Source organism: Helicobacter sp. MIT 03-1616 (assembly GCF_000765685.2).
Taxonomy (GTDB): Bacteria; Campylobacterota; Campylobacteria; order Campylobacterales; family Helicobacteraceae; genus Helicobacter_C; species Helicobacter_C typhlonius.
On sequence record NZ_JROY02000001.1, the window covers coordinates 69,312 to 89,803 of the forward strand.

Annotated in this window: 20 protein-coding genes and 1 pseudogene; 11 read left to right on the forward strand and 10 right to left on the reverse strand. The window is 39.2% G+C overall.

All coding sequences use genetic code 11. The annotated features are described in order from the left end of the window. Nucleotides 1-47 precede the first annotated feature (47 nt). From LS67_RS10165 to LS67_RS00370, 6 genes are all read left to right on the forward strand, one after another. The gene (locus LS67_RS10165) at nt 48-1,145 is read left to right on the forward strand and encodes a tetratricopeptide repeat protein (protein ID WP_034326891.1); all 1,098 of its coding nucleotides are present in this window, start codon (nt 48-50) and stop codon (nt 1,143-1,145) included. Then, complete coding sequence (locus LS67_RS00350) at nt 1,145-1,945, forward strand: pseudouridine synthase (protein ID WP_034326894.1); 801 nt, start codon at nt 1,145-1,147, stop codon at nt 1,943-1,945. Before LS67_RS10165 ends, LS67_RS00350 begins: the two co-directional genes overlap by 1 nt. A gap of 197 nt (nt 1,946-2,142) precedes the next feature. Beyond that, nucleotides 2,143-3,228, forward strand: a complete 1,086-nt coding sequence (locus LS67_RS00355; RefSeq protein ID WP_034326896.1) for a methionine ABC transporter ATP-binding protein — start codon at nt 2,143-2,145, stop codon at nt 3,226-3,228. Then, nucleotides 3,221-3,931, forward strand: coding sequence for a methionine ABC transporter permease (locus LS67_RS00360; protein ID WP_034326898.1), 711 nt, complete (start codon nt 3,221-3,223; stop codon nt 3,929-3,931). The genes LS67_RS00355 and LS67_RS00360 overlap by 8 nt, the downstream gene beginning before the upstream one ends. Nucleotides 3,932-3,951: 20 nt before the next feature. After that, nucleotides 3,952-4,791: a MetQ/NlpA family ABC transporter substrate-binding protein gene (locus tag LS67_RS00365; RefSeq protein WP_034326899.1), complete on the forward strand. Its 840-nt coding sequence runs from the start codon at nt 3,952-3,954 to the stop codon at nt 4,789-4,791. Nucleotides 4,792-4,794: 3 nt separating this feature from the next. Then, nucleotides 4,795-5,622: a MetQ/NlpA family ABC transporter substrate-binding protein gene (locus LS67_RS00370; RefSeq protein ID WP_034326902.1), complete on the forward strand. Its 828-nt coding sequence runs from the start codon at nt 4,795-4,797 to the stop codon at nt 5,620-5,622. Between the two features lie 86 nt (nt 5,623-5,708). On the opposite strand, the gene LS67_RS00375 is transcribed toward LS67_RS00370, so the two are convergent. Further along, nucleotides 5,709-6,800 carry a cytochrome-c peroxidase gene (locus LS67_RS00375; protein WP_034326904.1) on the reverse strand — a complete coding sequence of 364 codons (1,092 nt, stop codon included), beginning with the start codon at nt 6,798-6,800 and terminating at the stop codon, nt 5,709-5,711. 13 nt (nt 6,801-6,813) lie between these two features. Then, nucleotides 6,814-9,468: a TonB-dependent receptor plug domain-containing protein gene (locus LS67_RS00380; RefSeq protein WP_034326906.1), complete on the reverse strand. Its 2,655-nt coding sequence runs from the start codon at nt 9,466-9,468 to the stop codon at nt 6,814-6,816. A 158-nt stretch (nt 9,469-9,626) separates the two neighbouring features. On the opposite strand from LS67_RS00380, the pseudogene LS67_RS00385 reads away from it, so the two are divergent. Further along, nucleotides 9,627-10,124: pseudogene (locus LS67_RS00385) on the forward strand (flavodoxin). A gap of 30 nt (nt 10,125-10,154) precedes the next feature. Here the strand turns inward: LS67_RS00385 and LS67_RS00390 are convergent. The 7 genes from LS67_RS00390 to LS67_RS00420 form a co-directional block, all read right to left on the reverse strand. Beyond that, nucleotides 10,155-10,496, reverse strand: a complete 342-nt coding sequence (locus LS67_RS00390) for a branched-chain amino acid transporter permease (protein WP_034326907.1) — start codon at nt 10,494-10,496, stop codon at nt 10,155-10,157. Next, nucleotides 10,486-11,181 carry an AzlC family ABC transporter permease gene (locus tag LS67_RS00395; RefSeq protein ID WP_034326941.1) on the reverse strand — a complete coding sequence of 232 codons (696 nt, stop codon included), beginning with the start codon at nt 11,179-11,181 and terminating at the stop codon, nt 10,486-10,488. The genes LS67_RS00390 and LS67_RS00395 overlap by 11 nt, the downstream gene beginning before the upstream one ends. Nucleotide 11,182: 1 nt before the next feature. Next, a complete protein-coding gene (locus tag LS67_RS00400) occupies nt 11,183-11,389 on the reverse strand; it encodes a DALR anticodon-binding domain-containing protein (RefSeq protein ID WP_082628722.1) in 207 nt (68 codons plus the stop codon). 125 nt (nt 11,390-11,514) lie between these two features. Then, a complete protein-coding gene (locus LS67_RS00405) occupies nt 11,515-12,882 on the reverse strand; it encodes an NFACT family protein (RefSeq protein WP_034326910.1) in 1,368 nt (455 codons plus the stop codon). Beyond that, nucleotides 12,879-14,429, reverse strand: a complete 1,551-nt coding sequence (locus LS67_RS00410; protein WP_034326912.1) for an AAA family ATPase — start codon at nt 14,427-14,429, stop codon at nt 12,879-12,881. Before LS67_RS00410 ends, LS67_RS00405 begins: the two co-directional genes overlap by 4 nt. Nucleotides 14,430-14,506: 77 nt before the next feature. Beyond that, nucleotides 14,507-15,376: an NAD(+)/NADH kinase gene (locus tag LS67_RS00415; protein ID WP_034326915.1), complete on the reverse strand. Its 870-nt coding sequence runs from the start codon at nt 15,374-15,376 to the stop codon at nt 14,507-14,509. 111 nt (nt 15,377-15,487) lie between these two features. Then, nucleotides 15,488-16,108: a hypothetical protein gene (locus tag LS67_RS00420; protein WP_034326917.1), complete on the reverse strand. Its 621-nt coding sequence runs from the start codon at nt 16,106-16,108 to the stop codon at nt 15,488-15,490. Between the two features lie 310 nt (nt 16,109-16,418). Between LS67_RS00420 and pta the strand changes: the two genes are divergently transcribed. The 4 genes from pta to LS67_RS00440 all read left to right on the forward strand — a co-directional run bounded on the left by pta (nt 16,419) and on the right by LS67_RS00440 (nt 20,020). Continuing rightward, nucleotides 16,419-17,429: a phosphate acetyltransferase gene (gene pta / locus LS67_RS00425; RefSeq protein WP_034326920.1), complete on the forward strand. Its 1,011-nt coding sequence runs from the start codon at nt 16,419-16,421 to the stop codon at nt 17,427-17,429. 21 nt (nt 17,430-17,450) lie between these two features. After that, entirely contained in the window at nt 17,451-18,662 is a 1,212-nt protein-coding gene (locus tag LS67_RS00430; protein WP_034326921.1) for an acetate/propionate family kinase, read from the forward strand. Between the two features lie 18 nt (nt 18,663-18,680). Further along, a complete protein-coding gene (locus LS67_RS00435; RefSeq protein WP_034326923.1) occupies nt 18,681-19,226 on the forward strand; it encodes an isochorismatase family protein in 546 nt (181 codons plus the stop codon). A gap of 80 nt (nt 19,227-19,306) precedes the next feature. Next, nucleotides 19,307-20,020, forward strand: coding sequence for an endonuclease (locus LS67_RS00440; protein WP_081953915.1), 714 nt, complete (start codon nt 19,307-19,309; stop codon nt 20,018-20,020). 190 nt (nt 20,021-20,210) lie between these two features. On the opposite strand, the gene LS67_RS00445 is transcribed toward LS67_RS00440, so the two are convergent. After that, the gene (locus LS67_RS00445) at nt 20,211-20,438 is read right to left on the reverse strand and encodes a YdcH family protein (protein ID WP_034326924.1); all 228 of its coding nucleotides are present in this window, start codon (nt 20,436-20,438) and stop codon (nt 20,211-20,213) included. Nucleotides 20,439-20,492: the final 54 nt, after the last annotated feature.

Consider the following 20,492-nt stretch of genomic DNA (forward strand, 5'->3'; position numbering starts at 1 on the left):
GCTTCTAAAGCCTTGTCTTTAGTGCAAATTATAGATGAAGAGGGTATATGATGAGAACGATTTTTGTGCTTGTGTGGGCGGTGTGTGTCGCCGTGATAGGTTTTGGTGAGCCATTAGAAAGTGAGGGCGCACGCGCAAGTATTTCTAATGACTTTGATAATACCGCATCAAATCTCACAGATTCTAATACAATCCCACCTACGCAAAATGCCTCTCCCTCTGGGCTTTTAGGCTCTGCCCCCCTCACTCCCGCAAATCAAATTGGTAGCGAACCAATTGAAAATATGCTTGATAATGTAAATCAATCAAATACCTTACTTAAAGCCGCTATGGGCTTTGCAAAAGATGGTGATTATGAGAGTGCATTGGGGCTATTTGCACAATCTTGTGAGCAAGGTAATGCCGCAGGTTGCTTTGGCACAGGACTCATCTATATGTATGGCGCAAATACCGGTATGCCTAATCCCCAAAAGGCAGTAACTTATTATTACAAAGCTTGTGTGGGCGGAGATGCGGTAGCTTGTGCAAATCTTGCAATGGCATATGATAATGGAAATGGTATCAAAGAGGATAAAGAACAAGCCGCACAACTCTACGAAGTAGCGTGTCAGGGCGGAGATTCTCTAGGTTGCACAAATGCTGGTTGGATGTATGCTAATGGTGTGGGAGTAAAAAAGGATTATCAAAAATCACTCGCTTATTATAGTAGTGCGTGTCAGCTCGGCAGCGATTTGGGCTGTTATAATTTAGGGCTTATGAGTAATACTTATAATGTGTATGGTATGACAAAGGATAAAATGAGTTATGTAGAGATGAACTATGTTGCTTGTCAGCAGGGAGATATTGTTGGTTGCGGGAATCTCGGCTGGATGTATGCCACAGGCTCAAATGGAGCGGAAAAAAGCTACTACAATGCTGCTAAATACTTTACTCTAGCGTGTGATAGCGGATATATCCAAAGCTGCAACAATCTCGGTGTGCTGTATGATGGCGGACTTGGTGTGAGACAAGATAAACGCAAGGCAATCGAACTTTTTGGGTTGGCGTGTGATTATGGATTAGAATCTGGTTGCAATAACTACTCACTAATGAAAACAAGAGGAAGTGTAAGCGCGGGTAACAATATATTCTCCGGCTTAAAATAATGCGCCTTAATCAATACATCGCTCATCACAGCACCTATTCGCGCAGAGAAGCGGACAAACTCATACAAGAAGGGCGCGTAAGAGTTGGGCGCGTAAGGGCAGATTCACACTATGTGCTAAAAGAGGGTGAAAATGTATTTATAGATAGTAAAAAGCTCGTGCCAAAGGAGCATTTTACCTGTATCGTGTATCATAAGCCAAAGGGCGAACTCGTCAGTAAAAGCGATACGCGTGGCAGACGCGTGATATACGAGAGCTTAGGGGAAAAATTTAAGCACTTTACTTATGTGGGGCGATTAGACTTTGCAAGTGAGGGTTTGCTTATTCTCACAGATAGTGTGCCTGTGGCAAAAGCCCTTATGGAATCTCCCCTAGAGCGAAGCTATATTGTTAAGATTAATGCCCCAATCACCCAAGAAATAATAAAGGCTATGGAAGAAGGTTTTTCGTGTGAGAATGCGCGCACTGGTGGGCATAGCAAAAGCAATATTACGAGTATGGACTTCGCACCCTTTTCATCTTATAAGATTCTAAAAAATAATCCCAAACATAGTCGCATTAAAGTGAGTATCACGGAGGGAAAAAACCGCGAGTTGCGACGATTTTTTGGTGCATTTGGCGTGGAGGTGCTAGACCTACGTCGCATAAGCTATGGCTTCGTGAATCTCAATGCACTCCCTTGTGGCAAGAAGCGATTTTTTACCAAAGATGAATATAAGCATCTACATACATTTTTGCACGAGAATAATGTAAGCACTGCGGGTAAAAACTACAATAAAACTAAAACAAATCAAAGCTAAATTCTAATAAATGCAATTTTTTGGATATTTTTACATTTTTATAGAATCCCTTACGCATTTTTGTGCCTTTGTTTGCAAAAATATAAATTTACATATTGTATTTTAAAAATTTTGTGATATAATCTCGGCTCTTTGTGCTTAAATTTATATCAAACACATATAATTTAGCAAGAAGTGCAAATCTTTAAGGAACGCGAGTGATAAGCTTAAAAGGCATTCATAAAACTTACCCCAATGGATTTGTTGCCCTTAAAAATATTGATTTGGAAGTATCAAAGGGCGATATAATGGGGATTATCGGCTATTCTGGTGCGGGGAAAAGCACACTTATACGCATTATTAATCGCCTTGAAGAGCCTACAAGTGGAACATTATCTATTGATAGCGTAGATATGCTTACACTCAAAGAAAAAGAACTACAAAAACAAAGACAAAAGATAGGTATGATTTTTCAACATTTCAATCTTTTGAGTGCAAAAAATGTCTTTGATAATGTCGCTTTTGCTTTGCATATTGCCAAATGGGACAAAAAGGCTATAAAGCCGCGTGTTGATGAGCTTTTGGAGCTTGTGGGTTTAAGTGAGCGAGCCAACTTTTATCCGAGCCAATTAAGTGGTGGACAAAAACAGAGGGTAGCGATAGCAAGGGCATTAGCCAATCACCCTAAAGTGCTACTTTGTGATGAAGCTACAAGTGCACTTGATACAAAAACGACACAATCCATTCTCGCATTATTGCGTGAGATACAACAAAAACTAGGTTTGAGCGTGGTGCTTATTACGCATCAAATTGAAGTTGTGCGCGAAATTTGTAACAAAATGTGCGTAATGAGTGATGGTGAGATTGTAGAGAGGGGCAATGTGAGCGAGGTATTTGCTGCACCCAAACATCACATTACACGCGAACTCATTTCTTTTCTCCCTCAAGATGAAGAGCATATTATCTCGCATTTGGAGGATTTGCATAATGTGTATAGGGTAATTTTCACAGGTCCTTACGCGCAATCTCCGCTTGTGAGCCAAATGATACGCAAATTCGATATTGATGTGAATATCTTAAGCGGACATATTGATGAGTTTGCTACGAGTAAAATCGGGCATTTGGTGCTTAAAATCGTTGCTTCAGATTCTAAAAAAGATGAGGCACTAGCGTGGCTTAAAGGGCAAGGAGTGAGTATTATAGATATAGAATCTAGCAAAGATTCTAAGCACACTTTAGAATCCATTCTCATAAATACACAAGATTCTGTATCTGTGGCGCAACAAGGAGGGGGCAATGCTTGAGTTTTTGGATTTATTCGAACGGCATTTTCTACTTTTTTTACGCGATATTTTTACCAACCCAATCGCCTTTAGCCTCGCAAAAAGTGTGTGTGAAACTCTCTATATGGTGAGTTTTTCTGTATTTTTTGCTTGTGTGTTTGGGCTGCCTTTAGGCGTGTTTTTAAGCGCAATTAAACCTTCAGGCATTATGGCAAATCCTATGCTGTATAGAATCTTAGGCTCACTTGTGAATATCGTGCGTTCATTCCCTTTTATTGTGCTTATTTTCTTGCTTTTGCCTTTATCAAAAGCTCTCATTGGCACGAGTATTGGAAGCACAGCAGCGATTATCCCACTTGTAATTGCGGCTACGCCTTTTATTGCACGGCTTTTTGAGGGTGCATTTGATGAAGTAGATAAAGGACTCATCGAAGCTACAATAAGTATGGGTGCTAGTAAAATGCGCGTAGTTATGATGATGATTAGCGAGAGTTTGCCCTCACTCACAAATGCTATTACCATTACGGCAGTAAGCCTAGTAGGATTTTCAGCTATGGCAGGGGTTGTAGGTGCTGGAGGTTTGGGGGATTTAGCCTACCGCATAGGTTTTCAGTCTTTTAAACCTGATATTCTTACCTATGCGGTGATATGTATTATCATTTTGGTGCAGTGTATTCAGTCATCAGGCGATTTCATCGTCAAACGTTTGCGCGCACATCGTTAAATCTAATATAAAGGAGAAGTATGAAAAAATTTGTTAAGTTAGCTCTTTTAGGGGGCTTGATTGTGGGCTTTGTAGCCTGTGGTGAAAGTGGTGATAGTGCCAAAAATACTACACAAACAGAAAGTAAAGCAGAGGTAAAAACACTCAAAGTTGGTGCTACACCTGTGCCTGCTGCGGAGATTTTGGAATTTATTAAACCACAAATGTTAGCAAAAGGCGTGGATATGCAGATTCAAGCTTTTACAGACTATGTTGTGCCTAATGTGTCTTTAGCAGAGGGAAGCAGTGATACAAATATGTATCAGCATAAGCCATTTATGGATAAGACAAACGAGGAGAAGGGCTATAAGCTCGTGGCATTAGCACCTATTTATGTTGTGCCACTTGGATTTTACTCTCATAAAGTAAAACATATTGATGAGTTGCCAGAGGGTGCAAATATCGCAATTCCGGGTGATGCGTCAAATATGGCGAGGGCTTTTATATTGCTACACGATAATGGTGTGATTACACTTAAAGATTCACAAAATCTTAGTGCAACAGAAATGGATATTATAGAAAATCCTAAAAAACTTATCTTTAAGCCTATTGAAGCAGCTTCTTTGCCTATGGTGCTTGATAGTGTTGATGGTGCAGTGATTAATGCAAACTACGCACTTCAGGCAAATATGAGCATTAAAGAAGCACTTTTTCACGAAAATGATAAAAGTGCTTATGTAAATGTGCTTGTCGCGCGCGAAGACAATAAAGACGATGAGCGTATAGCCGTGCTTAAAGATGCGCTTTTGAGCGATGAAACAAGGGATTTTATCCTTGAAAAATATAAGGGTGAAATTATCCCTGCAAATACAAAGGAGTAAATAATGAAAAAACTAGCTGCATTATTATTAGTAGGATTGGCATTTGTTGGCTGCGGTGATGGAAAAAAAGATGGAGAATCCACCGCACAAGAACAAAATGTAGGGCAAGATTCAAAAGTTATTCTCAAGGTTGGTGCTACGCCTGTGCCTCACGCAGAGATTTTGGAAGTTATTAAGTCTGATTTGGAAAAAGAGGGCATTGACTTGCAAATCGTGCAATTCACGGATTATGTAACGCCAAATAGCGCACTTAATGATGGCTCACTTGATGCAAATTTTCATCAACATAAGCCTTTTTTGGATTCACTCAAAAGCGACAGAGGATACACACTAGAGCCGATTGCAAATATCCACATTGAGCCTATCGGGCTGTATGCAAGTAAGTTTAAAAATATTGATGAGTTGCCAAATGGCGCAGTTGTCGCTATTCCTAATGACCCAAGTAATGGTGGGAGGGCGCTTCTTTTGCTTGAAGCAGAGAATCTTATCAAATTAGCAGATTCTGCAAATCTTCAGGCTACCGAGCTTGATATTGTTGAGAATCCTAAGGAATTAAAGATTAAGCCTGTGGAAGCTGCACTTTTGCCACGTACATTAGATGATGTTGATGCAGCTGTAATAAATGGTAATTATGCCTTACAAGCAGGTTTAAGCAGTGCTAATGCGCTTATTTTGGAAGGTGCGCAATCCCCTTATGCAAATATTCTCGTTGTGCAAAGTGCAAGAGTGAATGATGAGAATCTCCAAAAGCTTAAAAAAGCTTTGCAAAGCCAAAAGGTAAAAGATTTTATTCAGCAGCACTATCAGGGCGAGATTGTGCCTGTATTTTAATATGCTTAAGAGATATAGAATCCTTAAAGCTAGATTCTGTATCTCAAGGCTAACTACACCTATTTTTTCTCTCGTATTTATGCACTTTATAAAGTCTTTAAAAATGCTTCTAAAGCTTCAATTTCATCACTTGTAAGGTTAAGTTTTTGTAAGAGTGGGTCAGTGTGAGGAAATGGCAAACTTTTAAGTGCCTTTGTGTTTTCTTGATTGTCTATATCTTTGGGTGGCTTAGGGTGAAACATACCTGCATTGTAGGCATTAAGCACTCCTATTAAATGTGGGAATAATCCGTTGTGCATATAAGGAGCTGTCCTTGATACACCTCGCAAACTTGGAGTTTTAAATTTGCCAATATCATCATTATTATGTGTTACTTCATATCTCCCTAAATCCTCATATTTACGCCCGATAAAATGTAATCCTAGATTATGATATGTCCCATCGCTAAAGCTTATTCCATTGTGGCAATTCATACATCTACCTTTTGTGCGAAAAAGATGTAATCCCCAAATTTCCTTGTCTTTAAGAGCATCTTTTTTACCATTTAAGAATTTATCAAATCGCGTGGGATTTAGCATAGTGGAGCGTTCATAGGTAGCTATGGCTTGTGCCATAAGCTCGGGAGTGATTTTCTCACTCCCAAAGGCTTCTTTAAATTTTTGCTTGTAAGCTTTAATCTTGGCAATTTTTTTAGCAGCAGATTGTGGATTGTAAGCCATTTCTTTAGGGTCAGATATGGGAAAAAGGGCTTGAGATTCTAAAGTGTCTGCTCTGCCGTCCCAAAATAGCTCCTTGCTAAAGGCACTCATCGTTATACTTGGAGCATTGCGCTTACCGCTCTGACGATTATGTCCATAGCTTACTTTTCTGCCATCACCAAAGCCCAATTCTTTCTCGTGGCAAGAAGCACAGGCAATTTGATTAGAAGCAGAAAGCTTAGGGTCATTAAAGAGCATTTCGCCAAGATCTACTTTAGCTTTTGAATAGGGATTAGAATCTGGATAGGGTGGGGTTTTAGGCAATGGAGCAAGTTCTTGCCATTTTACTCCCTTATCAACAAAAGGCTTTTGCCATTGTGATGAGGGTTTGAGATACATTTGTCGCAAAGATTCTATATTTTTTGGCAGGGCATAGACATATGTTACCCACAGCATTAAAAGATAAATGCAGTATTTCATATTTGCTCCTTTATTAATACTTGTATCCTACTTGCATCCAAAATTGTCGTCCTATTTCATATACGGGCACAGCGGTGCTAGTTGAATATATGAGAGTATTTAAGGAACTTGTTGTGGTCATATTTTGTGTATTAAGCATATTATACACATCAAGATTCATAAAGAATATATTGCCTTTATAAACATTGACTTCAAAGCCTATACGCATGTCCCAAGTAAAAGCACCCTTAAAGTGCATTTTTCCATATTGATTACCGCTAAAGCTAGGGTCTCTATCGGGGCTATTGTTAGGAATAAGCACCATTCTGTCATATCCTGCCCTGTATCTAAAAAAGTTATTCAATAGCCACTTAGTGCGTCCAATGCTAAAACTATGCGTAGTATTAAGACGCAGGGTGTATGGACGCGTGTAATTATCTGTGGGTCTATCGCGGTATTTTATAATCTGCCCATTATACATAATATCCGTATCATCATAATAAGCTTCATCAGCAGCAAAAAGATTGTAAGTGCGTTTGGTATTTGTCAAATCAAATGCTAAAAAATAATAATGTTTAATATTGAATATATCAATAGGGGCAATATTGTTGAATGTAAGAGTGATAATATCGCTTTTTGAACTGCCGTCATTGGTATAAAAATTATAGCTGTTGCTATATCCGGGAAGTGCAGGGGCATTGCCACTTGATGCGCTTCTTTGTCTGCGCATTATCTCATCTTTACCATTACGATGAATATACTTAAGTGTGGTGGTAAAATGATGTATATTTTGGGAGATTCCTACCATTAGCTCATCATCATAAGGCACATTGAGTTGGCTAAATTTTGTGCCTTGAGTGCTTGTGTAAGCTGTGTTGAGTTGCCAATCACTAAGGACATTGTTGTTTAAGCTTCTTGTATATCTGTTTTGTTGTGAAAGTGTAGAATCATAAAGACGATAAGAGAAAAGATTGCGTCCATAGTAGCGATTTACCCCAAATATAAAGGTGCTTTTATAGGCATTATCCCAAGGCGCAGTATAATTCAGCGAGAATCGAGGCGCTAGGGTATGCTTATCCATATAATTATCACCATCAAGCCTAAGCCCAAAGCGCGTATTCACCTCCCCATATCCTTGCAAATCAAGCTTTACATCATCTTCAGCATAAATGCCATAGGAGAGGTTATGGAGATTTACTTTACCACCATTGTATATTATGATGCCATTTATATATTGCCCTAGATATAAAACACCATTTCTTGAAAAAGGAGCGTTAGAGCAGGTATCCAAGCCAAAATTATCTATTCCACAATTTGAAATGTTTTGAGTAAAGCCTTGCGGTGCACCATTGCTTGAGTATGTATTGCCTAATCTATGCTGACTCACATCTTGATAGTTTAGTTCTCCACCTATGCGAAAAGTGTGTGTGGTTTTCCATAACTCTAGTGGTTCAAAAACCATATCGCTTTTATAATTTAGAGTATTTTGTAATTGATCTATATTTCCATATCCACCCTCATATACATATCCTGTATTCGTATTTGTAGGGACTGTCCAATTCTTATCTTCCGCACTATAATACCACCAACGATAAAAATTTGAATCGCTGCGCCTTGAATTTTGCAGTCGTGAATAGCTTAAGCTATTTGTCCATAGCCCTCCTTTTGTATCTAACAAAGTTTTAACTCCAGCTTGATAGCCTCCCATTTGTATAGTATTATAACTATCTCGAGCAAGATTATTGTAGTAGGTATTAAATTGTGGCATATAGCCAAAATTTGTTTCTAAAGTAAAATTTTCTGTGGGATTGTAATGTGCCTTGATATAGTAATTATCGCTAATGCGCTTTTGTTCGCGCGAACTATTAAGCTCTGTGCCACCTACAAAACGACTCACATTATAGCTATTAAGCGGAATATAACTCCGAGTGGTAGAAAATGAGCCAATAAGCCCTAGATTCTTTGTTGCATATCCCTCTGCATTTGTCCTTATCAAATGCTTTGTAAAATGGGGTTGATAGTTTTCATCGCTTGAAGTGGCAAAGGCAGATTCTGCATTTTCGTGGATAAAGTATCGTGTGAATTTATCACTCGTGTATTGATAGCTAATGCCTGCGTGCCAACCATCAGAGCGAGGTTTTCGGATATTTGCTTCGATTACCCCTCCTGTAAATCGCCCATAGGCGGCGGATACATTCGAATCTTGCACGACAATAGATTCTAAAAGTTGGGTATCTACATTTAATCCTTGTGAGCGTGAGCTAGGCAGCCCGACTAAATTATTTGAATTTGCCCCACCAATAGTATTCAAATCATTATTCATATTAAATCCATCAAGCTGGAAGTTATTTTGATAGAAAAGCCCTCCGCTTATGCTAATATTTGCGGGGTCTATTTCTCCCGGAGTTGTGCTTTTTAACTGTGCATTATCATATTGCACATTGGGGAGGATTCTAAGGATTGAAGTTATATCGCCATTGCCACTAGGATTAGATTCTAAAATATTTTTTGAGAGAGAATTACTGCTTTGATAAGACTTTGTTTCATCTGTGGTAGTTATAATTGATGTGGGGAGTTCAACTTGTTTTGTCTGTTTATTTGTTTGTAAAAAGGTTGGAATCGTAAGACCATTGTCTGCATACATACTCACTTGAGCTATAAAAAGTATATTTATAGTATTTATTTTCATTACTTTTACCTTTATTAATAAAATATCGCATACTAATATATTATTCTTAAATATAAATAAAAATCATTCTTATTTTATATAATAGAATCTTATTTTTTACTTTATTATTATCTTTCATAGTGTAAAGTCAAAAAATATATTTATAAAAGGAGTTCATATTGAAAAAAATTGGTTTATTTTATGGAAGCGATGGTGGCACTACGCAAGAAATTGCTCAAAAAATTGCTGATAAATTAGGCGATTGTCAAATATTTGATGTTGCTTCAAGTAAAGCTGATGATTTAAGTGCATTTGAGAATCTTATTTTTGCTACACCTACTTATGGTTCAGGTGATTTACAAGATGATTGGGATAGTTTTCTTTCTAGTATTGATGAAGCTGCTTTTTCAGGTAAAACTATCGCTCTTGTAGGACTTGGCGACTAAGAAATTTATAGCGAAACTTTTTGTAATGGTATTGCACATATTTATGAGAAAGTATCAAAACAAGGAAAAATTATTGGACAAACAAGCACAGATGGCTTCACTTTTGATGAGAGTTTGGCAGTTGTAAATGGAAAGTTTGTAGGCTTAGTCATTGATGAGGTTAATCAAGAAGATATGACAGATAGCAGAATTCAAGCGTGGGTAAAGACACTTAAAGGTGCTTTTGCTTAATATTTATTTATACCCTAGAGATTTTTGATTCTAGGGTATAAAATCTAAAATTGCATTTTGTATTAATATCATATAAGTGATAGTTCCACATACAATGCTTAAAACGGGAATCTTAAACACTATATGTATGTAGCTTACTACTAAGACAGCAATAATTTCATTAAGTCCATATGGAGAGTGCTCTAAATCCATATCTTTAAGGCAATATACAATAAGCATTGCAATAATTGCACTTGGCAGCACTTTACCTAAAGAGACAATGAATGTGGGTGTAGATTTAGCAAAGATAATAAAAGGCAAAAAGCGACTTAAGAGAGTATTAAGCGCAATAAGCGCAATAAGAAGGACTGAGTGCAAAATTTCAGGCGACAATGGGTTTTCTCCATAGACTTAATATAACACAAATGCCCACAAGTGAGGGGATTAAAAATTGTTGTGCCCCAAAAATATATAAACATATTAAACTTATTATAATGCCAATGAGTGCAGGAATACGCATTGTTTTATTACGCCATTGTTCAATAAAAATCACAACAAAAATAGCACTCATCACAAAATCAAGTCCATTAGAATCAAACTCAAGCTTTCCACCAAGTGCTGCTCCAAGAGTGCAGCCTATAACCCAATAGCTTTGATTGAGTGCAGCGATAAAAAAATCAAACCATTGTTTATCCACTCCTGTTTCGGGAGACTTAAGATTAAGAAGAGCAAGGGTCTCATCAGTGAGGGAATAAATCATATAATAACGCTTTTTGCCCATACGTTTAAACCTCTCTAACATACTTATAGAGTAAAAAATTTGTCGTGCATTAATCATAGAAACAAGCACAAAGCTCTCCCATAAGCCAGCTCCACTTGCTATGAGCCCGACAGCAATAAATTGTGTCGTTCCCCCATAAATAGCCACTGCCATTATAGCTGCCCATATCGCACCATAACCTGTTTTTTGCAATAAGATACCAAATACTGCACCCATAAAAATATAACCAAGCATAATAGGAATTGTATGTGGAAAAGCATCTTTAAGTGCAATAAATGCTTTTGAGCTCTGGCACATATTACATTCTTGTTTTTGCTTTAATTCCAAGCAGAGATAATCCAAGTGTGAGGCTTTGGCTGACAATCATTAGCACATAAAGAATACTTGATTCATTTGGACTTTGCAAGATTTTGTGTGTATTATAAAAGCTGTGAAATGAAGCAGAGAGGCTTTTAAGATAATCACATATTTTTTGAATCTCTCTATCGCGAAAGCTAGATTCTATTTTTTAAATTTCTTAAATTATGAGGATTTTAAGGGCTTGAAAGATTTTTAAAAAAGATATAAAAGCCCCATTAATGCTATTTTATAAATCCTTTTAGAAACTCACATATTTCTTTATTCAAAAACTCAACATATTTTATCATCATCTCGTATGCGGTAGTGGAGACTTTGATACTTCGCATAAACTACCTGTGCGCCCGGTGCTGCCTTGACAAATTTCCTCCTCGTATAATCTACCACAAAATCCCCTACGCCCTTTCGTGCCGCATACAACCCTACTAAAACACTTCCGGCTTTGCGTAAAATAGCCTCACTCGGGGCTTTCTTGCCACAATGGATAATCATATGCGCACTTGGCACATCGCGTATATGCAGCCACATATCATCAGCCCGTGCAGATTCTAAAAGTCGCTGATTATCTTTGACATTGCGCCCCACACTCACTTTGAATCCCTCTATAAAAAAACTCTCTCCCTCTTTTGAATGCAAATCTTTTTGCTTTTTAGGCGGAGGCGCAAAGACTTCAGCCATCTCGTCAAAACGTTCTATACAGGCGATTTGATGTGCGATAAATTGTATCCGCTCTTCTAAATTTTCAACCTGTTTATGCAAATGTGCCGCCTTTTTTTGATATTTTTTGCTTTGATTAAAATACCAATTCCCCGCCTCTTGCAAATCTCGTAGCTCGGGGAGTGGCACACATACATTGTTTCCATTCACATCTTGCAAAGTAATAGAATCCGCAGTGATTTTATGTGTAGGCAAAAGATGAAGTGAGCTAAAAATAAGCCCACCATACTCGGCATATGTTTTTGCAGATTCTAAAAGCCCTTCCTGCTTAGGCAGCGTCTCTAAGCTCCGCATAAGCGCATTTTGCTTTGATTTGAGGGATTTTAGAATCTGCCCTCTTTTGCGCTCCTTTGCCTTAATATATGTCGCCTTGTAAGCTTCATAAAGCAGAGTCTCCACAGATTCTATTGCGATAGGCTCATAAGGCTTAGGATTTGTAGGCTGTGACAGAGGTTTTAGAATCTTACCCACGCGCACTTCACGACTTGACTTATGCTCGGGGATATGGCGCAGAGCCTCACACACGACAAAATTCTTATCGCACAAAACCACATTAGTATGCTTACCTGTAAATTCACATACAAGCCAAAAATACTGCTTTTTATACTGCTCCTTTTGCTCCAACAAAAAGCGCAGGATTCTATTCTCCCCATCAACACTGATAGATTCTATACGCGCCTTTGTCGTGCATTGCGCGAGTTTAGTATCAAATGGCGCACAAAAAACCTTTGGGCTTATAACTTCCTCATCACTCATAAATATGCCACTCTGTGAGCGCGTCATATCAAAACAAATTCTGCTTCGCGCGCCCTGCGCGTTTTCGCATACAAGCACAAAGAGATTATCACCCTTGCGCTTAAAGCTAATGATAGTTTTCATTTGCTGCATATAGTTGCAAAAGCCTTTGAGTAAGGCAATATTCACGATTTTGCACCCTTATTTAAATGCGCTCGTGCAAACTCGAGGGCTTCATCTGTGATATTTGAGCCACTAATAATACGAGCTACTTCGCGCACACGTCCTTCAAAATCAAGCTTGGTAATCACGCTATTGCCCTCTTTTTTCTCCACTAGATAATGCGTATCCGCAAGGGAGGGCATATGCGTTTGATGAGAGATAGCAAAGATTTGATAAGTGCGTGAAAGTGTTTTGAGAATCTGCGCCACCCCCTCGCTCTCCTCACCACTTAAATTCGCGTCAATCTCATCAAGCACCAAAATACCGCTTCGAGGTTCAATCTCCATTTGGATACACATCATCGCAAGGCGCAAACGATTGTATTCCCCAGAGGAGAGGACATTCGCATCGCTTTTTCCTAGCATAATCGCGCATTCACTTATGCCATTTTGGCTTAAAGGCACTTGCGTGAGATATAGCACACTCTCTTTAAGGCGCAACTTCGCGCAAAGCTCGTTAATACGCGTGTTAAGCTCTGCGAGGTGCTTTTGGCGATTTGTGTGTAATGTGAGTGCATTTACCTCACAAGATTTAGCAAGTGTTTCAATCTGCTTTTGCAAAGCTTGTTTATCAAAGCTTAGATTCTCATACTCTTGCAGTTTCTGCTTCTGTTCCGCGAGATACTCCAAAGTCTGCGTAATGCTCCCAAAACGGCGAATAAACTCGGCTAAGGCAGCAATTCTATCAAGCACTTCTTCGGCATTAAGCTCATCTAAACTCTCTAGCTGCTCCTCGTGCATTTGCACGATAGATTCAAACTCATTCAAGCCTTCAACGAGGCTAGGGCAGGATTTATCCACGAGATTTAAAAAACCCTCAAAACTCTGTGTTAGCTCAAGTGCTCGGCGCACCTGATAGAGTTGCTCTTTAATCTTTTCCTGCTTGGAGAGCATTTTTTTGAGTGATAAAAGCTCCTCATACTCACCCTCTTTAGGCTTTAAAGATTCTATTTTTGAAATTTCAAATGTCGCAAACTCCTTTAATGAGGCAATATGCGCCTCTTTAGATTCTAGATCCTTAAGCTTATTTTGAGCCTCATTAAGATGTTTAAAATCCGCTTCATATTGTGTTAAAAGCACACTATGCTTAGAATCTTTGCTTCCCACAAACACATCAAGGATTCTTAAAATATTGCTATTTTTAAGCTCATCTGCGCCCTTGGTGCTGATATGCTTGGCAAATCCACTCACAATCTCATTTAATCTTTTTTTCGAGCTTGAGATATGATTTAAAAAATAGCGCGTTTTATCCTTTTTAAGAATACTAAGCACGATTTCATCATCATCGTTTGGAATCCCATTTGTCTCCCAATCAAAGTCAATGCTATCTAGCGCAATATTTGCCTCAATGAGGTCTGCATTACTCTCTTTGATACCAAAAATCGCAAGAAGAGATTCCATAAATACCGACTTACCGCTACCACTCGCGCCGCTGAAGACATTAAAGCCCCCCTGCATATACAATTCTACATCTTTGAACGCGGGAGAATTGTGGATAAGAATCCGCTTAATCATTAATGCTCCTTCATATCACCTTAAAATATGCCAGATTCTGCCATTATAAAATCCTTTGGCAAAGTCTTTATTTTAGATTAAAATTCATCGCCCCATTTAAATTTTTCTTTCAACACACTAAAATAATCCCTCGTGCGCGGATAGATGAGCTTTGCCCCCTGTGAGAGAGCCTGAATCTGCACGCGATGAGAGGGTGTTATATCTATCATTTCTTGCCCATCGATAATAAGCTTTGCTCTTTGCTGTGCGTGAAATTCTAACACAAATTCATCATTTAGCACCAATGGACGCTGTGTAAGCGAGTGTGGCGCAATGGGTGTAAGCAAAATATTGCGACAATAGGGATAAATCACCGAGCCACCCGCGCTAATATTATACGCAGTCGAGCCTGTGGGTGTGCCGATGATAAGTCCATCACAACCATAGGTATTAAAATGCTTGCCATCAATGCTCGCGCCAATTCGCACCATACCGCTTAATTCGTGCTTTGAGATGAGGAATTCATTAATGGCAATAAATGTATGCAAAAGATTTTGCACTTCATCATACACATTTGCTTGAAGCAGTAGATGCTCTTGCAAAATGTAGTCGCCACTTTTTAAGCAGGGGATAAAGGCACTAAGGTGTTGAGGCATAAATGCTGTGAGGAATCCTAATCGCCCGGTATTTATCCCCATACAAGGCAGCTTATACTCAAAGGTGCGGCGAAGCATAGAAATTAAAGTCCCATCGCCACCTAAGCTAAAAAATGCATCACATTGCGCAGCAATCGAGGCAAAATCCTGCCCCAAAAGTTCTATCATACCCCCACTAATGCTTTCTAGCACTACCTCAATACCCGCGTTATCAAGCTCTTCACGCACCTGCAAAAATGTGCTTTTAAGCTCTGGTGTGGAGGGACGCAAGACAATGCCGACTTTTTGAATACTTGGATTTATCTTATCCATATCTCCCCCTATTTAGTTCTCATAGCAGATTCACAGCGCATAGCGACTTTACAGAATTTTGCACTTAAGACTTTGGGGATTCTATCAAAACTCCTCTAATGTGCGCTACCCTTACTCCACATAAAACGCCCGAACAACAAAGCCCCGCTCTCTTGCTTTTTGCTGACTTAAGCCCTCAAAGACCGCGACATTAGGTAGCTTTTTGCCAACAACATAAATTGCCTCTCGTGCGCGAAAACTCGCTAAGCCCTCTTGCTTGAGCTCTGGGCTTGAACCCGCATAGGGGAGATTATCCACGATGCCAGAAACTTCAAAGGCGACAATTTTATTATCCTTTTGAATCATATCTATAATACCGCTACTTAGCTCACTAAAACATTCTTGTGGCATACCCCAACGTCCTATTTTCATATTTTTACAATACGCAACAATTTTATCCTTTGGCTTGATTGAATACTTAAGTTTCACAGAAATATTATCACGTTCTTTTTTGAGGGCATTACTCTGTGCTTTCAAAAGCTCAATTTGATTATCTTTGGCATCAAGCTGTGATTGCTTGATAGAATCTTGCTCAAGGAGGCGAGATTCTATATTTTGTGTAATCTCTTCAAGTGTTGAGTTTGAAAACGCTGCCATATAGTAATATCCGCCACCAAGCACACATAAAAGTATGATAATAGCAACTAAAAAATACCATTTCGCTCTACTTGCGTTATTTGCACTCCTTGCCATCAATAACTCCTTTACAAATCCTGTCCTGCCGTGAGGCTTGTTTAGAGTGAAAGTAGCAAAAGTCATTCCTTTTGGGATAATGCCTTGTTATTTATAACGAGGTAGATTTCTAAGAATTATAGAATCTTATAAGAATCCAAAAATTGCGAAATTATGCACAGCTTGTTTCTAAATGTAAAAAGATTAAAAAAAATTTATCTAAAGTGTAGATTTTCTACACATCAAAAGCAGCGAGCCTCTTTTTACACCATAGCATTAAACACACTTGTTTATGATTAAAACATCTCAATATTGAATCGGAGGAAATACTATGAGTTTTATCAATAGGCTCAAAACACAGGCAAAGCAACGAAAAAAGACAATTGTCCTGCCAGAAACCACTGATGTGCGCACGCTTGAGGCGGCAATAAAGATTCTAAATGAGGATTTTGCCCATCTCATCTTGCTCGGCGATAAGGAGGAGATTTGCGCCAAAGCAAAAACAGAGCTTGGCAATCTCCCCACCGATTTACTGCAAAAGGCAACTTTTCTTAGCCTCAAAGATACCACGCTATTAGACGAACTTATAACACTCGTGATCAAACTACGCGAACATAAGGGCGTGGATAGCACGAAAGCAAAGGAGCTTTTACTCAATGATTCTTTGTATTTTGGTGCGGCTCTTGTGAGGGCAGGAAAGGCTGATGGAATGGTGGCTGGAGCTACTCGTGCGACTTCTGATGTGCTACGCGCCGGACTACAAATCGTAGGCACTGCACCAGATTCCAAACTCGTCTCAAGCTTTTTTGTAATGGTCGTGCCAAATTGCGACTATGGGCTTAATGGCACACTTGTGTTTGCCGACTGCGGATTATGCCAAAATCCAAATGCGGAGGAACTCGCACAAATCGCACTCTCAAGCGCAAAGAGTTTTGAATCCATTATCCACAGCGAACCATTTGTAGCTATGTTGAGCCATTCTACCTATGGCAGTGCGAAGCACCCCGATGTCGATAAGGTAGTAGAGGCGACAAAAATCGCAAAATCCCTAGCCCCCAACATTAAGATTGATGGCGAATTGCAACTTGACGCGGCAATCGTGCCAAGTGTAGGCTCATCAAAGGCAAAAGGTTCAAATGTCGCAGGAAAGGCGAATGTGTTGGTATTCCCGGATTTAGATTCTGGAAACATCGGCTACAAGCTCGTGCAAAGATTTGCTAAGGCTGAAGCTTATGGACCAATCACGCAGGGTATGGCTGCACCAATCAATGATCTCTCAAGAGGGTGCAGTGCAGATGATATTGTAGGTGTGGTAGCTATTAGCGCACTCCAAGCAAAATAAATACAAATTAAGGAAAAAAAAATGAATGTTTTAGTTATAAATTGTGGCAGTTCGTCTTTGAAGTTTCAACTCATCAATACAAATACTGAAAAGGTCCTTGCCTCAGGTATTTGCGACAGAATCGGTATTGAGGGCAGTGTGCTTAATTACAAAACAGGTGAAGGCAAGAAATATGAGAAAAAAGAATCTATGCCAAATCACACAAAAGCCATAGAAATGGTGCTAGAAGCCTTGACAAACAAGGAATATGGCGCGATAAAATCGCTTGATGATATACGCGCTATCGGGCATCGCGTGGTGCATGGAGGAGAGTTTTTTAAAGAATCTGTGCTAGTAAATGACTATGTGATTGAACGCATTAGAGAATGCTCCGACCTAGCACCCTTGCATAATCCCGCGCATTTAATGGGGATTGAAGCGTGTAAGGCAAAAATGCCCCATACACCTATGGTGGTAGTTTTTGATACCGCATTTCATCAAACTATGCCACCAAAAGCATATATTTATGGTGTGCCTTATGAATGGTATGAAAAACACAAAGTGCGCAGGTATGGATTCCACGGGACAAGCCACAAGTATGTATCGCAAAAAACAGCGGAATTTTTGGGGCTTGACTACAATGAGTCAAAAATCATCGTGTGCCACCTAGGGAATGGCTCATCAATCTCGGCAATCAAAAATGGCGAGTGTGTAGATACAAGTATGGGACTTACCCCACTTGAAGGCTTGATTATGGGAACGCGCAGTGGGGATTTAGACCCGGCGATTATAGAGTATATCTCTAAGCGCGAAGATTTAGATATACAAAGCATTCTTAATATTCTCAACAAAAAATCAGGTGCGCTTGGTATTTCTGGCATATCGAGCGACTTTAGGGATTTGCTTGATGCGGATTTGGGAGGAAATGAGCGCGCTAAACTTGCTCGCCACGCCTTTGCTTATCGCGTAATGAAATATGTCGGTGCGTATTGTGCGGCAATGAATGGTGTCGATGCGGTAAGTTTCTGTGCAGGCGTGGGAGAAAATGCAAAATTTATACGCGGTATGATTGTTAATAATCTTGCATTTTTAGGTGTAAAGCTTGATGAGGAAGCAAACAATGTTTGTGGCAAAGAGGCAATTATCTCTACACCAGATTCTAAAGTAAAAGTATGTGTAATACCCACAAATGAGGAACTTGTAATTGCACGAGATACGAAAACAATCGTTTCCCAACTCAAAGATGAAAAATAACTCTACAAAAGGAAAATAATGCGAAGCATACTAAAAACCAAACGCACACTTTTTGTGTGCGTAGATGTGCAAGAAAAGATCATAGAGCATATGGCATATAAAGACAAGGTGATAAAAAATACCAATATACTTTTAGAATCTGCCACACAACTAGGTATCCCTACGCTCGTTACCGAGCAGTATCCAAAGGGACTAGGTAAGACACATAGCACAATTACAATCCCCAAAAATGCACGAGTCTTAGAAAAAACAAGCTTTGGCATATTTGGCGATGAGAAAATCGCCTCATTTATCGCACAAAGTAAGGCAAAAACGCTTATATTCTTTGGCATAGAAACGCATATCTGTGTGCTGCAAAGCATTATAGAAGCGCGCAATCTAGGCTATGAGTGCCTCCTTGCTGCTGACGCGTGTAGCTCAAGAGATGAGCAAAGCCACCAACTTGCCCTTAATTTTTTCAACACACAAGGCGTAGTAATGCTCCCCACCGAATCTATTTTATTTAGAATCTTGGGCGATTGCAAACATTCTTCATTCAAAGCAATCTCCGCACTTATCAAGTAGCAAAATTCTTATTATGTGATTTTTATTTTGCAAAGTGCATATTTTAGAATCTATGCTTATTCAATCAGGATAGAGGGAAAATGATAAGTTTGCGCACATATCAAGTAATATGGATTCTATGCTGTATTCTTGCACTTTTTGGCTGTGCGCAGACTAGCCCTCAAGCCCTCACTACCACTACACCCAAAACTTTCTCTCAAAGCAAGGCAGAGCTAAAAAAAGCCTATATTGCACAGAATTTTCACACAGAATTTTATTGCGGGATTGATTTTAATCCACACACTCTTACTCTCTTGCCTACGCAAGATTATACGCCGCGTAGAGCCACCACGAGTAAGGACAAGAAAAATGTGCGTGCCAAGCACATTGAATTTGAACATATAATGCCCGCGCACCGCTTTGGCAAAGATTTGCAATGTTGGAAAAATGGCGGACGCAAAATGTGTGTAAAAGACAAACAATTTACACAAATGGAATCCGATAAACGCAATCTCGTCCCAGCCATTGGCGAGATTAATGCTGACAGAAGTAATTTTGAATATGCAGATTTAGATTCCAAAACTTCGCAAAAATTAGGGCAGTATGGCAAATGCGCTGTTTATACGGATTTTAAAAATAAAAAATTCTATCCGCGTGAAAGCGAAAAGGGTATTATTGCGCGCATTTATTTGTATATGAGTGAGCATTATGGTATCACGCTTACAGAGCAAGAAGAAGCACTAATGCGTAAATGGGATAAAGCCCATCCACCCACAGCATACGAAAAATATCTCCTTGCGACACAAAATCCATAGAATCAACAAAAGCACAGAATTGTGCTCTAAGGATTCTCACACAACAGATACAAAATACAAAATCTGTGGAGCTTAAACAAATCTTTGGGAGATAAACCCCACAGCCCCAAAATCCCATAAGAGATTGGATTCTGTAGGTAGGAGTGGAAAAATAGAATCTACGCCAAAAAGGCGCAATTAGAGCAGAGGATTAAGCTTTATGCTCTTTGCGATATTCTATAATCATCGCATAGGCTTCGTCTTTTAAACGCAATTTTTGCTTCTTAAGCACCTCAAGCTCCATATCACCCATCACTTCTTCACCTTCTTCAATTTTTTTGATTCTATCATCAAGCTCATTATGCTCATCAAAAATCTTTGCAAAATGTGCGTTGTGCGTCTTTAGTGCGGTAACCTCATCTCTATATTCGTGAAACATAACTACTCCTTTTATGTAAAATGATTTTTATATTGTAGGATATTTTCGATAATA